The sequence below is a fragment of the Methylobacterium indicum genome (genome assembly GCF_017347565.1).
GTDB classification, from domain to species: Bacteria; Pseudomonadota; Alphaproteobacteria; order Rhizobiales; family Beijerinckiaceae; genus Methylobacterium; species Methylobacterium indicum.
Window position 1 is genome coordinate 6,165,846 of sequence record NZ_AP024145.1, and the last position, 13,229, is coordinate 6,179,074.

A 13,229-nucleotide genomic window follows, 5' to 3' on the forward strand; every position below is an offset into this window, starting at 1 on the left:
GCGGGACCGATCTCACGATGGATCGGCCCGGTCCCGCATCACCCCTGCGTGCCGCCGACCTTGTCCTGCGTCTTCGTGTCGAAGTCGCCGGCGTCGTGGCGCTCGTGGAGCTGGTCGGCCGGGTCGCCGGTGAGGCGGTTGACCTTGCGCCCGCGCTGCACCGCCGGCCGGGCGAGGACCTGGTCGGCCCAGCGCAGGACGTTGCGGTAGCTCTGGACGTCGAGGAACTCGGCCGCCTCGTAGAGCCAGCCCTTCACGACGCCGCCGTACCAGGGCCAGATCGCCATGTCGGCGATGGTGTAGGCGCTGCCCGCCACGAATTCATGCTCGGCGAGGCGCCGGTCGAGCACGTCGAGCTGGCGCTTCGCCTCCATGGCGTAGCGGTTGATCGGGTACTCGAACTTCGTCGGTGCGTAGGCATAGAAATGGCCGAAGCCGCCGCCGAGGAACGGGGCCGAGCCCATCTGCCAGAACAGCCAGGACAGCGTCTCGGCCCGGGCCGCCGGCTCGGTCGGCAGGAAGGCGCCGAATTTTTCCGCGAGGTAGGTCAGGATGGCGCCCGACTCGAAGACGCGAACCGGCGTCGCGCCGCTCCGGTCGACGAGGGCGGGAATCTTCGAGTTCGGGTTGGCCTCGACGAAGCCGGAACCGAACTGGTCGCCGTCGCCGATCCGGATGAGCCAGGCGTCGTACTCGGCGCCCGCATGGCCGAGCGCCAGGAGCTCCTCCAGCAGGATCGTGACCTTCTGCCCGTTCGGCGTGCCGAGCGAGTAGAGCTGGAGGGGATGCCGGCCGACGGGCAGCGGCTTCTCGTGCGTCGCGCCCGCGACCGGCCGGTTGATGCTGGCGAAGCGGCCGCCGCTCTCCTTGTCCCAGGTCCAGACCTTCGGGGGCACGTACTCGGTGCGATCGCTCATCGGGCGCTCTCCCATGTTGCGAAGCAACAGATAGGCGCTCCGCCGGCCCGGCGAGAGGGGGTCGCCCGGAGATCCGTCTCGGAAGCATGGCCGGGCGGTTTCCGGCTTCCCGCCCGGGCCAGCCGCGCAGGGTCGAGAGGTCGTGGGAGACTCGCCTGTCGCATACGCGACACGGCCGGTCCTGCACGGCTAACTCGGCGCGATACGACGGGCGACCGTTTCCCCGATGACGCGTCGCAGTCCGGAGCCACCTTGACCCGGGTCGGATGCCTCCGCCGAGATCGGCGCGGCACGCTCCTCGAAAACCGGACGCGTCGCGCACCCGCCGATGACGATCTCGTCGGGCCGGACGCCGCCCGCATCGTCCGACGCCCGGCGACGACGCCATGCTTCCGACGGCCCGGCCGACGCCACGGCTCGCTGTTCTCTCCAAGCTCCAAGAGACGAAGATCCGTCCTGCTGACGGGATCTCCAGCATCGATGGCGCCACCAGGAGATCCGAGAATTTTCACGATCTAACTTCGGCGTTCAGGGGTCGCGATCAATGGAGATCTTGTTATGATTGTCGCCGATGACTTGCATTCGCTCCCACTCTTCGTTTTATGCAATAATTGCTTAAATTCGGTTGGCGCGGCGTGAGGCGGATCGCATGCCGGAATTGATCTCGATGCGCTGCGATCACCGATTTCACGCTGCACCACGACGCTCCTCTGGCGCCGGTCAAATACGAGGCGCGGCCATAACCGGATTTTTACGATTGAGCGGCACTCTGGAAGAAGAGTGCGGTGCGGGTCTCCGATTTTTCCGTGAGCCGGACAGGGGTGAGGCTTCCACGTGTTTGCACGAGCATCGACCATCAACCGGCGTGCGCTGTTCGGACTCGGGATCGGCTCGGCCTTCGCCGGTATCGGTGCCGGCTCCTCCTTGTCCGGCTCGACCTTTGCCGCCTCGATGGCCCAGGGCGCAGGCGAGCCGGTGCGTCGCCTCGCCTCGCTCACGACTCCATCCGTCGAAGACCGGCGCGAATATGCGACCTTCGTCAGACGCTTCGTCGCGCCCGATGGCCGCGTGGTCGATACCTATAACGGGGGCGTCTCCCACAGCGAGGGTCAGGGATGGGGCCTGCTGATGGCCGTGTCCTTCAACGATCCCGCCACGTTCGACCGAATCCACGGCTGGACGCGTCGTCATCTCCGGCGCCCGGCGGACTCCCTCCATGCGTGGCGCTTCCAGCCCCAGGCGAAGACCCCGGTCGACGACCTGAACAACGCCACCGACGGCGACCTCTACATCGCCGGCGCCCTCGCGAGAGCGGGACGCCTGTGGCGGCGCCCGGACCTTTCTGCCGAGGCGGGCCAGATCGGGCAGGATATCCTTCGCCTGCTGGTCCGGCGGGTCGGTCAGCGCATCGTCCTGCTTCCGGGCGCCTACGGATTCGACCGCGAGGGCGGCGTCATCGTCAATCCGTCCTACTACGCGTTTCCCATGATCCACGAGGTGGCCCAGGTCGCGCCGTCCGGCGTCTGGTCGGCCCTCGAGACGGACGGCCTGCGCCTGATCGAGGACGGACGGTTCGGCAAGTGGGACCTCCCGCCCGACTGGCTGCGCGTGGACCAACGCACGGGGGCGTTGAGCCCGGCGCCCTCCTGGCCGGCACGCTTCAGCTACGACGCCATCCGCATCCCGCTTCACCTCGCCTGGTGCCGAACGAGGTCGCAGGGGGCGCTTGCGGCGTTCTGGCGGTACTGGGAGGGGCAGCATCCCTTCCCGCCGTCCTGGGTGGATCTGCAGAGCGGGACGATCGCTCCGTATCCGGCGGATCCCGGGACGCGCGCCGTGGCCGCGCTGGCCCTGCGCACCCGCGCGGGGGGCGAAGGTGGGACGCTTCCGTCCATCGGCGAGGAGGATCATTACTACCCCTCGGCGCTGATCATGCTGTCGCGCATCGCCATGCAGGAATTCAGCACGATCACCTGAAGAGGCCGCGAGACTGCGCGATTCAGCGTCGGAGATCTCTCGCCGATCGGATCGTCCGGACGGTGGACACTGAGATCGCATGACTGCGCGGGCAATCACCGATCGGCCGGGGAAACGGTGACTCACCACGGCGTTTCTTGCTCGCATGGCTCGACACGTCAGCATTTGAAACGATCTGTCGATCAATCTGACCATCGCGCGGGTCGAATGGCCTCGCGCAACTCGATCAGGGGCCGAATCGAAGCCGAAGCGCTTGGCTTTCCCAAAGGATGCGATCGACCGAAATCGTTTTTGCTTCTCCGCCGCGGGCGCCAGCCTGCGACGCGCGGAGCCGAACAGGCGGACAAGCACGATGACCACGTATAACGACGTCGATTCCGCGCTCAAATCCTTCGAGATGGTGGGGTTTTCCTATCACAATTTCAAGAATCGAACCGGTCACCTGAAGCGGATCGTCGATCTCGCGCCCGAGAGCGCGCCGGCGAGGGTCGAGGCGGTGCCGGAAGGCCCCTCCCCCGAGATTGCGGCGATCGTGGTGCCGCATGCCGTGGCGGTCGAACCCACGCGTCACGCGCCGGTCGCGGCTTCGATGCGCGACGAGCCTCCGGCGCCCGCGCCGTCGCCCCCGGCAATCCTCCCTCTGCCGGAGGCCGGGCGCTCGCCTCTCCCGCTCGAACACGTCTTTCGGCTCCTGTCCTCCCCGGAGCCTCATTGACCGATCCGTGCCCGGCGACCGATCGTCGGGCGTGGACCGGGCTGAACGTCCCTGCGACCTGCATCGCAGACGGGGCCGCAGAAGACCTCCCAGCCGGAACCGAGCGGGCTCCGGCAGGTCGAGGCACCAAGCCGGTCATGAGGCGCCCTTCCCCAACCCGGAGCCCGCACCCGTGTGCGGATGCGCTGGCAGCGCGTCGGCGAAATGCCCTCGAGATTGCCACCGGCAACAAGCGCCGCGGATCGCCCATGGTTGCCCGCCGGCCTCATCAGGCCGTGAACTTCGCAAGCATGCGCTCGTCTGGATAGGTCGATCACGCCTCGTCCCGAGGTAATCAACCAATGCATGCGGCGATTTTTCGATCCAATATAAATATTTAAGAGCCTGTTTGAGTGGCCTTTTTATCGCGAAAATTCGGATAACTAAGTATATCCTATATATACCCCCTCATCCTGAGGTGTTAGTCGATCAAAGGCCGACTGACCTCGAAGGAGCCCTCCAGAAGTCTCGGCGATCCCTGGAACCCGCCTTCAAGGTCAGTCCATCTCCGATGAACTGACACCTCAGGATGAGGTCGTGGGCGGGATATACCCTGCTGTGTCCGGCTTTATAAAAAACGATCCTGCTCAAACAGGCTCTGACATAAGACATATCGTGCGATTTTTCACACGTCTTCATGGTTGGCGATATTGTCCCGGTCAGGCAACGAGGCGCGACCTCACCGAGCATGCTCGAACGCGACATGGACGGCGTCGCTCCGCGGCATGATGCGCCCCGACAAACAGAGCACCGGGGAAAATTTCGCGCCCGGCTGCTCCATCGATGCGGGCAGAGCGGATGGTGCGATCGAGGGGACTCAACCTGAGTTAGAGAATAACCTTGAAATCACCCTGCGGATGCATGCCGAGAACCCTGAGGCATCCACCATCGTGTGCGCCGCCATTGTTTTCAGTCTGCTCAAGAGAGTGTTCGCTTCATCGAGATTTTCTAGCAATATCGTCAAATCATGCTCCAATACCTCTTTGATGATTTGCTTATTATTCATTAATCAATACCGATTTCTGTCGTGTTTATACCGGTCGACTCCAGACGAAAAGATCGATGCGGCCGATATTTTCAGCCTTCATTTAGAAGTAAACTCTCTCATACCGTCGATCGGGACGCGCCCACTGCCGCTATCCCGGTTCATGCTCTCGTTGATTGAGTCGTGCCATGAAGTCACACCGATATTCCGGGCGTATCGACCGGCGTTCATTTTGCATGATGGGCGGCTCCGCCCTCTTAGGCCTCACCACGGCGACACCATTTCCCGCATCGGCCGCGGCCTCCGAGGTCGTCGTCGGCAAGGACGGGTGGCTGTTTCCCGCCTTCGATCAGGTCTCGCGGGTCGATTATACGCGGGTGCAGCAGGGTGCGTCCTTCATCAACGACGTCGTCGGCGTCCTCAAGCAGGCGAAGATCCAGACCGTGATCTGCCTGACCCCGGCGAAATCGCGGATCCTGTCCGAGCACCTGCCGGACGGCGTGAAATTCACGCCCGACACCCAGCGCCGCTACGGCGTCGAGCTCGAGGCGTTGCGGCGGAACGGAACGCCGGTCCCGGATCTGCTCGCGGCGATGAGCGCGCAACGCAAGGCCGACCCGGGCACGCCGCTCTTCTTCAAGGCGGACACGCACTGGACGCCGCAGGGTGCGGCCTGCGCGGCCAACGCGGTGGCGGAGGCCATCAAGGCGGGGTCTCTCCTTGCCCCGAGCAGCAAGCCCGGTCCGCGCCTCGGCCCGCCGCGGGACATGGTGCAGAGCAAGAACGATCTCGCCCTCCTGCTGCCGGCGGAGGAGCGCGCGAAGTATCCGTTGCAGCCCTACAAGCTGCCCCAGGCGATCGAGGCCGGCGGCGGCGACCTGCTGGCGGAAGAGGGCGCCGATACGGTGCTGGTGGGCAACAGCTACCTGCACCCGTCCTTCGGCTTCTCGACGGCCCTCGCGAACCGCCTCAACCGGCCGGTCTGGCTCGTGTGGAAGATCCACTCCTTCAGCCCGTACTGGAACCTCCTCGACTATCTCGGCAGCAGCGCCTTCGCGGCGCAACGCCCGAAGGTCGTGGTCTGGGTCTTCCACGAGACGGACCTCACGATCCCGCCGAACAACTCGGCGATCTGGGGCCAGACCGCCATGAAGCCCGACGCGATCCTGACGGATCTGCGCAAGCGCGTCGGAGCCTGACATGGCGGCCCGCCCCCTCGCCCGAACCTGCCTCGCGGCAGCCTGCCTGCTCGCCGCCCCGGCGGCGCGCGCCGAGCGGTCGCTCTACGGTCAGCAGCCCAAGCGCGATGCCATCTTCGTGCGCGTGGTGAACGCGCTGGACACCGAGGTGTCGGTCACCTCCGACCTCCTGCCGCCCCAGACGATCGGCATCCGCGACGAGAGCCGCATCGGCAGCTACCTGAACCTCGACCGGACGGATGCGTCCTCCCTTCCCCTGGTCGTGCGGGCCGGGGGCCAGGAGGTGCGCAGCACCGTCAGCCTGAGCCCCGCCACGAAGGTCAGCCTCGTCGTGCGCCGCGACGGCGAGGCGATCCGGGTCGTGGCGATGGCGTCCCGGTACGAGATGAACCAGACGCGCACCTCGCTCTCGTTCGTCAACGCCGCACCGGAATGCGGTCCCTCGTCGCTGAGGCTGGAGCCGGCCAGCACGGTCGTCTTTCCGGACGTCGCCGTCGATACCGAGCGGTCGCGCGGCGTGAACCCGGTGAGCGTGCAGCTCAGCTCGGGCTGCCGCGAAGGGCGGTCGACGACGGCCAAGCCGGTCCAGCTCGAGGCCGGCAACGCCACCAGCGTCTGGCTCCTCGTCCTCCGGAACCAGCCGACGCTGATCGTCGGCAGCGACGCGCTGCCGGCCTGGAAACCCTGAGCGCGATCCCGGCGGCAGGGCCGGCCGTCCGGCACGTCCCTGCCCCAGCGTCGCGGCCTCGCGGGCAGCCAGGATCGGGCCGGCGCGGGCCGGATCGCATTGCGGCGGGGCCCCCGCATGGTTGAGCGGATCCGTGACGGCCCCGCCGCGCCGTCCGGCGGTTTCGTGCCGCCCCGATCTATGCCAAGCCCACGGTCGCGGCGGATCGAGGGACGGCATGCGGACGGAGCGGTGGACTTTCGCGCGACGGCGCTCGCGCCGTCGCTTCCGCACGGTCGTCCTCGCCCTGGCCCTTGCGGGTGCTCCCGGGCCAAGCGCCGCCGGAGCCTCGGGGGCACCGCCCGCCCCCATCGCCGGGCGAGGCCTGTCGATCGACCCGGCCGCGTGGTCGAGCTTCAAGGATCGCTTCGTGACCCGCGAGGGACGCGTCGTCGATACCGCGAACGGCCGGATCAGCCACAGCGAGGGGCAGGGCTACGGCCTGCTGTTCGCGGCCGCGGCCGGCGACCGCCCGACCTTCGAGCGCATCTGGGACTGGACCCGCCTCGCGCTCAGGGTGCGCAAGGACGCGCTGTTCGCCTGGCGCTGGGAGCCCGACGTCCCGGTGCCGGTCGGCGATCCGAACAACGCGACGGACGGCGACATCCTCATCGCATGGGCGCTGGTGGAGGCGGCGGAGCGCTGGCCGGACGGGCCCTTCCGCCACGCGGCCCGGCGCATCGCCGAGGAGATCGGCGGGCGCCTCGTGCTCTGGGAGGCGGCCGGCGGCCCGCTGATCATGCCCGGCCTCGCGGGGTTCGGTGCCGGCGAGCGGAGCGACGGCCCGGTGGTGAACCTGTCCTACTGGGTCTTCCCGGCCTTCGCCCGCCTGGCGACCGTGGCGCCGGCCTTCCCGTGGGGGCGCCTCGAGGCTTCGGGCCTCGATCTCGTGAGGCGTGCCCGCTTCGGGGCGAGCCGGGTGCCGACCGACTGGATCGCCATGGCGGGCAACCGCCCGCGTCCCGCCGCCGGCTTTCCCGCGACCCTGTCGTACAATGCCGTGCGGGTTCCGCTCTACCTGGCCATGGCGGGGCAGGACGACCGCGCCCTCTACGAGGCCTTCGCGACGGCCTGGAGCGATGGGGATCCCGTCGGCCTGCCCATCGTCGATCCCTTCGCCGGACGGACGGGCGAGCGCGGGGGCGAGCGTATGGGCGAGCCGGGCTACGCCGCAATCCGTGCGCTGACCGCCTGCATCGCGTCCGGTGCGAGGGTGCCGGCGTCCTTCGCCACCCCCTCGCCATCGGAAAACTACTATCCCGCCGTGCTCCACATCCTGGCCTTGTCGGCGGCGCGGCGGACATGGCCGGCCTGCCTCGATCGCTGACCCGCCCCCTCCCCCGGGGCGATCGCCGCTAGAGCACTTCACGATCGCGTTGCAATCGCGAAGCTCTCTAAGTCGTTGTCTTGCCGCATTTTCTTCGACGAACCGGCCTCTACTTCGTCGGAAAACGCTCTAGCGCCCGGCCAGGCGGCGGACGTCCTCGGCGATGGCCGCACCCAGGATCGCGTAGCCGACCATCGTCGGGTGCAGGAAGTCGAACATCACGTTGGTCGACAGCCGACCGGCCCCGTCGACCATCGTCCGCCCCGGATTGGCGAAGAACACGGTCTTTCCGTCGGCGCATTGCCGGATCAGCGCGGTCACCTGCGCGTTCGTCGGGCGCTCGGGCGCCGACGCGTCGGCACCGCGGGGCAGAACCCCGAGGATCAGCACCTTCGTCGCCGGGGAGCGGGTCTCGATGAATCGGACGATCTCGGCGACGCCGAGCGCGGTATCCTCGGGCTTGCTGCGCCAGCCCGCGTTGTTGGTGCCGATCAGGACGACCGCCACGTCCGGCTTGAGGGAACTCGGCCATTGCCCGTTGTGCAGCCGCCAGAGCACGCCCTGGGTGAGGTCGCCCCACAATCCCAGGTTCAGGGGGGCGTAGGAGCCCCAGAACAGGTCCCACATCGTCGGCTCCCATCCCTGCGTGATGGAATCGCCGATGAAGACGACGCGGGTGCCGGACAGGTCCCGCGCCGTGGCCTGCCGGGTGAGCTGGTCGGCCCGCTGGCGCCAGTCCGGGATCGGGACGGCCGTGGGCGTGGCCTCCACCGGGAGGGGCACGCGCGGCGGGATGGCCGGACAGCGGGAGGCCGCGAGCGCCTGCCCGCCCAGGGCGAGAGAGAGGGCGAGCGCGGCGAGGCCCCGGGGGCCGGGACGGAAGCGAGCCATGGCTGTCACGTCCCGGTCAGCGCAGGTACGGCGCGATTTTGTTCTTCGACAGGAAGGCGTTCGGCGTGCCGCCGGGCGCGATCAGCCAGACGCTGTATTGCCCTCCTGCATCGAGGGGCCCGAGATCGAGCTCGGCGACGCGCGTCGTGCCGCACGCCGCCCGCATCCGCGGGTTCGGCGCCGGATTGACCGAGCGTCCCCGCATGATGTTGGGGCCGACATCGACCACCACCGGCTGGCCCTTGGGCTCCAGGTACAGACCCGCCGCGGCACAGGACGGCATGGCGTTGTAGAAGGCGAGCCTCGCCTTGGTCTGGCTCAGCTCGGACTGGTCCAGGACGACCCTGGTCCCCAGGCGGCCATCGGCCTTGTCGATGAGCACGGTGTGGATTCCGGCCGGCTTCAGCTCGATCTCGAGCGGCTTGGCGCCCTCGACCTTGACCTCGACCTTGCGCCCGGCGACGCCCTCGACGACGTAATAGGGCGACACCCGCTCCTGCCCGGTCGTGCCGAGGGACATCGGATCGGCGAAGCCGACGGGCTTCAGGTCGAGGCGGTCCGGCGAGGCGTTGGCGAAGCGGACATAGGCGTAGCCGTCCGGCAGCCGGTCCTCGTAGAGCATCATCTGGGCTCCCGCGCCCGGCGCGCCGGCGACCAGGATCGGCAGGCCGAGGAGGGCCGCCAGGAGAACGCCGCGAAGTCGGGATTGGCCGCCCTCGGATGGGCCCGGCCGGCGACGGTGGAGCGGATGGGTCATGGCTGTGCTGATGCCTTCTCAAGACGCCCGGCGGCGGCGCACCGTTCCGACGGCGAGATCGCCGCTCGTCCGTCGCTCGGCCGTTCCATTGCCGGGTCGATCGGCCGGGTTCTACTTGCGCGGAAGAGCCTTTACGGTCTGGTTCGCCAGCATGGCGTCGGTCAATGCGGCGCCCCACTTCTGGTAACCGGCGACCGTATAGTGCTGACCGTCGAAGGTCGGCCATTCTCCCGGTTTCGAGAGGGCCAGGGAATCGATATACGTGCAGGGGGCCACCGAGGTCGCCATGAAGTCCGAGAATTCCTTCACCCGCGCGAAGGTCTTCGAGTAGGGACCGCCCTCGCTGCCCCAGCCCGGTCCGATCCAGACGCAGGGAAGGTTGCGAGCCTTGATGCGCCCGATCAATTCGTCGACGTTCTCGCGGATCCAGCCCTTCTGCATCTCGCGCTGGTTGTAGCCGGCCATCGGATCGCCGATCCCCACGACGACGACGCTCGGCTTGGTCTGATCGATCAGCGCGTCGATGCTCCAGGACTTCACCTTCGGGGTGCGGTTCTCGACGACGGGGCCCTTGCCGCTGCGGTTCGCGATGCCGCAGGCGACCGGTCGCGGCGCCACCCAGGCCCCGGCGGGCACGCCGCAGGCACCGAAGGTCTCGACCTGAGCACCTTTGGACAAGAGCCCGTCCTGCAGCGTCGATATCAGGTAGTTCTTCGTGACGAAGTGGCTATCGCCCACGATGAGGAACGTCAGTCCCGCAAGCACGTTTTGCATGTCGGCTTCCGATCAAAATTCGACAGTCGCCGGCACATCCAGTATCCTGGCGCCGGACATCAATGATGCGACTGGACGAAGAAACGACTACAACCACAAAGTGCCGCGCGCGACGCTTGAAAGCAACGGTTTACAGCCCGGCGGCGGCGAAACACTGGATCATAGTTATCATTTGCGGTTACTTCAGATCGGCCAGGACGCGATCCTGCGCCTGCAGGGGCTTGGACAGCGCCCGCTCGGGGATCTCCCAGACGATCAGGCGCGGAGGCGACTCGGCGAAGGCGCTTCCCCCGAAATAGGTGCTCGCCGCCCCCGAAAAGCCGCCGCCGGCCTCGGCGACGTTGTTGACCGGCGCCCGCAAGGCCTCCTGCAGGCTTCCCTGGAAGTTGGCGTTCGTCGAGTACGAGCTGCCGATGAGCACGACCTGGTCGCCGGGTCCGGTCGCCAGGAGGTCGTCGGCCTCGGCCGGCTTCTCCGTCTGGACGGTGCGGGCGACGAACTGCCGGTCCGAGGCCGGACGCAGCTTGATCCCGAGCGGGGACAGGGTTTCGGGAACGAGGTCGAGGCTCATCAGCCGGAGGAGATCGCCCGGGCCGTCGGTCTCGACCGCCGCCGCTTCCGTCCGGTAGGCAAAGCCCGGATCGAGCGTCGTCGTCACGGCCTCGGCGACGGCCCTGGCGGCGATCGCCGCGCCGCGCTGGTTCCAGTGCGTGTCGGTCCGGTAATAGACCGGTCCCTCCTGCCGCGCCTGCTCCAGCCGCCGGGCGAGATCGAGGCTCGCGATGCGTCGCTCCCGCAGCATCGCCTGGAATATCCCGTAGCGCGCCATCGACTGGGCGGTGCGGGGCGCGTTGCAGAGCGTCGCGCGCTCGATCCGGGCCTTGTCGGGAACGACCGCGACCACGAGCTCGATGCCGCGCCTGGCCAGAGCCGCCGCGACCTGCGCGACGATGTCGGCCCGGGCCGCCAGATTCTCCTCCGCGCCCCGGACGGTCTGGGCCTCCTCGGTCAGGTAGAGCCAGTCGTCGCAGCCGACCGCGACCTGGGGGCCGCCGGAGCCGAACAGCCGCCACCGGAACACCCCGCCGGCGGCCCGCAGGATCGGGTCGGCCGGCAGGTAATGCGCCTCGACGAAGTTGACCGCCGCGGCGGCGCGGCCGTCGAGCAGCGCGTCGAGGCTGCGCACCTGCGCCAGCCGGCGCTGGGCGGCGGGGGTGGCCAGGGCACTGAAGCCCTGCCAGGCGCCGAGGGCCAGAAGCCCGACGACGAGGGCGCCCTGAAGTCTCTCCGAGATGTCGCGGGAGCTGCGGCGCGATCGCGTGTTGGCCACGATGGGCCGATTGAGAGGGGCGTCCATGTTCAGAACTGGAAGTAGAGGAACGGGACGGCATCGCGGCTGTAGAGCATGACGATGGCCAGGGTGAAGGCGGCAAACGGCGAGACGGTCCAGGCGGCGAGACGCAGGCCGCTCATTCCCGGGACGGCCGGGGCGCCCGGGTGGGGATGGGCGAGGCGCGGACGGGACAGCCGGTCGCGCAGCAGCGGGACGTAGACGATCGCGAGTGCCACGGGGATGAACCAGAGGCGGTCCGGCGTGATCTGCCAGAGGAAGTCGTCGGAGAGCCCGATGCCGTTGAGTCCCAGCATGCCGGCATAGACATGCCCGGCGCTCTCGAGGTCCTTGGCGCGGAAGATCACCCAGCCGATCATCACCGCCAGCATCGTCAGGGCGTTGGCCAGCGGATAGGCGAGCGTGGGGGCGCCGGGCGGGCGGCGGCGGCTCCACCAGCGATGCGTGCCGAGCAGCGCGCCCTGCCACACGCCCCACAGGATGAAGTTCCAGCTCGATCCGTGCCACAGGCCGCCGATCGCCATGACCAGCATCAGGTTGACGTAGGTCCGCACCGGCCCGGAGCGGTTCCCGCCCAGGGGAATGTACAGGTAGTCCCGCAGGAACCGCGACAGCGTCATGTGCCAGCGCTGCCAGAATTCCTGGATCGAGCCCGACAGGTAGGGATTGTCGAAGTTCTGCGGGAAGTAGAAGCCGATCATGCGCGCCAGGCCGATCGCCATCAGCGAGTAGCCCGCGAAATCGAAGTAGAGCTGCAGCGTGTAGCTGAGAGCGGCGATCCAGCTGTCGGCCAGGGTCGGCTGGGTCAGCGAGAAGGCGGCATCGACCAGGGGGCTCAGCGTATCGGCGACGGCCACCTTCATGGCGAACCCGATCGCGAAGGTGCGACCGCCGATCCCGAATTGCCGCAGCGAGTGCTCCCGCAGCTTCAGCTCGTTGGCGATCTCCGCGTAGCGCACGATCGGGCCGGCGATGAGCTGGCTGAAGATCGCCTTGTAGGCCGCGTAATCGAGGAGCGAGCGGCTGACCGGCACCGTGCCCCGCCGGATGTCGACGAGGTAGGAGACCGATTGCAGGACGTAGAAGGACAGGCCGATCGGCAGCAGGACCTCGGTCCAGCTCATCAGGCTCAGGCCCATCGCGCCCCGGAGCTGGTTGACCGTCGCCACCCCGAAATTGGCGTACTTGAAGTAGGCCAGAACCCCGAGATTGCCGACGAGGCCGAAGATCATCAGGAGCTTGGCGCGGTCGCTCTTCGGCCCCGCCCGGTCCATCAGGCGCGCGACCGTATAGGTGAACCCCGTCACGGCGATCAGCAACGCCAGGAAGTCGACCCGCCACCAGGCGTAGAAGCCCCACGAGAACAGCAGGATGACCCAGTTCCGATGCCGGAACGGCATCAGGAAGTAGCAGGCGAAGAACAGGGGCAGGAAGAGAGCGAGAAACTCGAACGACGCGAAAATCATGGCGGATGCGCCCATCCCAATTCGTGGTTGCGTGCGACGGCATCGCGCTGACGGCGCCGCCTCTCTCGTGTCTCCGAAGTCCGACCCACCGGATCGTGTGCAGC

At 67.8% G+C, this 13,229-nt stretch carries 11 protein-coding genes; 5 read left to right on the top strand and 6 right to left on the bottom strand.

The window, feature by feature from the left end; translation table 11 throughout:
- Positions 1 to 38: 38 nt before the first annotated feature.
- On the bottom strand, positions 39 to 917 hold the full coding sequence (gene yghU, locus miv_RS28615) for a glutathione-dependent disulfide-bond oxidoreductase (protein ID WP_207180329.1): 879 nt from the start codon (positions 915 to 917) through the stop codon (positions 39 to 41).
- Positions 918 to 1,751: 834 nt separating this feature from the next.
- On the opposite strand from yghU, the gene miv_RS28620 reads away from it, so the two are divergent.
- The 5 genes from miv_RS28620 to miv_RS28640 all read left to right on the top strand — a co-directional run bounded on the left by miv_RS28620 (position 1,752) and on the right by miv_RS28640 (position 7,886).
- Entirely contained in the window at positions 1,752 to 2,894 is a 1,143-nt protein-coding gene (locus tag miv_RS28620) for a family 8 glycosyl hydrolase (RefSeq protein ID WP_058618095.1), read from the top strand.
- A 253-nt stretch (positions 2,895 to 3,147) separates the two neighbouring features.
- Positions 3,148 to 3,609, top strand: a complete 462-nt coding sequence (locus tag miv_RS28625) for a hypothetical protein (protein WP_131800160.1) — start codon at positions 3,148 to 3,150, stop codon at positions 3,607 to 3,609.
- 1,260 nt (positions 3,610 to 4,869) lie between these two features.
- Positions 4,870 to 5,832 carry an alginate O-acetyltransferase AlgX-related protein gene (locus miv_RS28630; RefSeq protein ID WP_048429918.1) on the top strand — a complete coding sequence of 321 codons (963 nt, stop codon included), beginning with the start codon at positions 4,870 to 4,872 and terminating at the stop codon, positions 5,830 to 5,832.
- Between the two features lies 1 nt (position 5,833).
- Positions 5,834 to 6,520 (top strand): alginate O-acetyltransferase AlgF, encoded by a 687-nt coding sequence (locus miv_RS28635; protein WP_207180331.1) that lies wholly within the window; start codon positions 5,834 to 5,836, stop codon positions 6,518 to 6,520.
- Positions 6,521 to 6,929: 409 nt separating this feature from the next.
- Positions 6,930 to 7,886 carry a family 8 glycosyl hydrolase gene (locus miv_RS28640; protein ID WP_244748763.1) on the top strand — a complete coding sequence of 319 codons (957 nt, stop codon included), beginning with the start codon at positions 6,930 to 6,932 and terminating at the stop codon, positions 7,884 to 7,886.
- Between the two features lie 129 nt (positions 7,887 to 8,015).
- Here the strand turns inward: miv_RS28640 and miv_RS28645 are convergent, their stop codons facing one another.
- The 5 genes from miv_RS28645 to miv_RS28665 form a co-directional block, all read right to left on the bottom strand.
- Positions 8,016 to 8,777, bottom strand: coding sequence for a GDSL-type esterase/lipase family protein (locus tag miv_RS28645; RefSeq protein WP_048429915.1), 762 nt, complete (start codon positions 8,775 to 8,777; stop codon positions 8,016 to 8,018).
- A 16-nt stretch (positions 8,778 to 8,793) separates the two neighbouring features.
- Positions 8,794 to 9,534, bottom strand: coding sequence for a hypothetical protein (locus miv_RS28650; RefSeq protein ID WP_053221053.1), 741 nt, complete (start codon positions 9,532 to 9,534; stop codon positions 8,794 to 8,796).
- A 111-nt stretch (positions 9,535 to 9,645) separates the two neighbouring features.
- On the bottom strand, positions 9,646 to 10,308 hold the full coding sequence (locus tag miv_RS28655) for an SGNH/GDSL hydrolase family protein (RefSeq protein WP_058618088.1): 663 nt from the start codon (positions 10,306 to 10,308) through the stop codon (positions 9,646 to 9,648).
- 178 nt (positions 10,309 to 10,486) lie between these two features.
- On the bottom strand, positions 10,487 to 11,638 hold the full coding sequence (locus miv_RS28660) for an alginate O-acetyltransferase AlgX-related protein (RefSeq protein ID WP_207180335.1): 1,152 nt from the start codon (positions 11,636 to 11,638) through the stop codon (positions 10,487 to 10,489).
- 29 nt (positions 11,639 to 11,667) lie between these two features.
- Positions 11,668 to 13,125, bottom strand: coding sequence for an MBOAT family O-acyltransferase (locus miv_RS28665; protein ID WP_207180336.1), 1,458 nt, complete (start codon positions 13,123 to 13,125; stop codon positions 11,668 to 11,670).
- Positions 13,126 to 13,229: the final 104 nt, after the last annotated feature.

Bases quoted from the DNA above. Each gene is read 5' to 3' on its own strand.
- yghU (WP_207180329.1), bottom strand. From the start codon at position 917: ATGAGCGATCGCACCGAGTACGTGCCCCCGAAGGTCTGGACCTGGGAC.
- miv_RS28630 (WP_048429918.1), top strand. From the start codon at position 4,870: ATGATGGGCGGCTCCGCCCTCTTAGGCCTCACCACGGCGACACCATTT.
- miv_RS28635 (WP_207180331.1), top strand. From the start codon at position 5,834: ATGGCGGCCCGCCCCCTCGCCCGAACCTGCCTCGCGGCAGCCTGCCTG.
- miv_RS28645 (WP_048429915.1), bottom strand. From the start codon at position 8,777: ATGGCTCGCTTCCGTCCCGGCCCCCGGGGCCTCGCCGCGCTCGCCCTC.
- miv_RS28650 (WP_053221053.1), bottom strand. From the start codon at position 9,534: ATGACCCATCCGCTCCACCGTCGCCGGCCGGGCCCATCCGAGGGCGGC.
- miv_RS28655 (WP_058618088.1), bottom strand. From the start codon at position 10,308: ATGCAAAACGTGCTTGCGGGACTGACGTTCCTCATCGTGGGCGATAGC.
- miv_RS28665 (WP_207180336.1), bottom strand. From the start codon at position 13,125: ATGATTTTCGCGTCGTTCGAGTTTCTCGCTCTCTTCCTGCCCCTGTTC.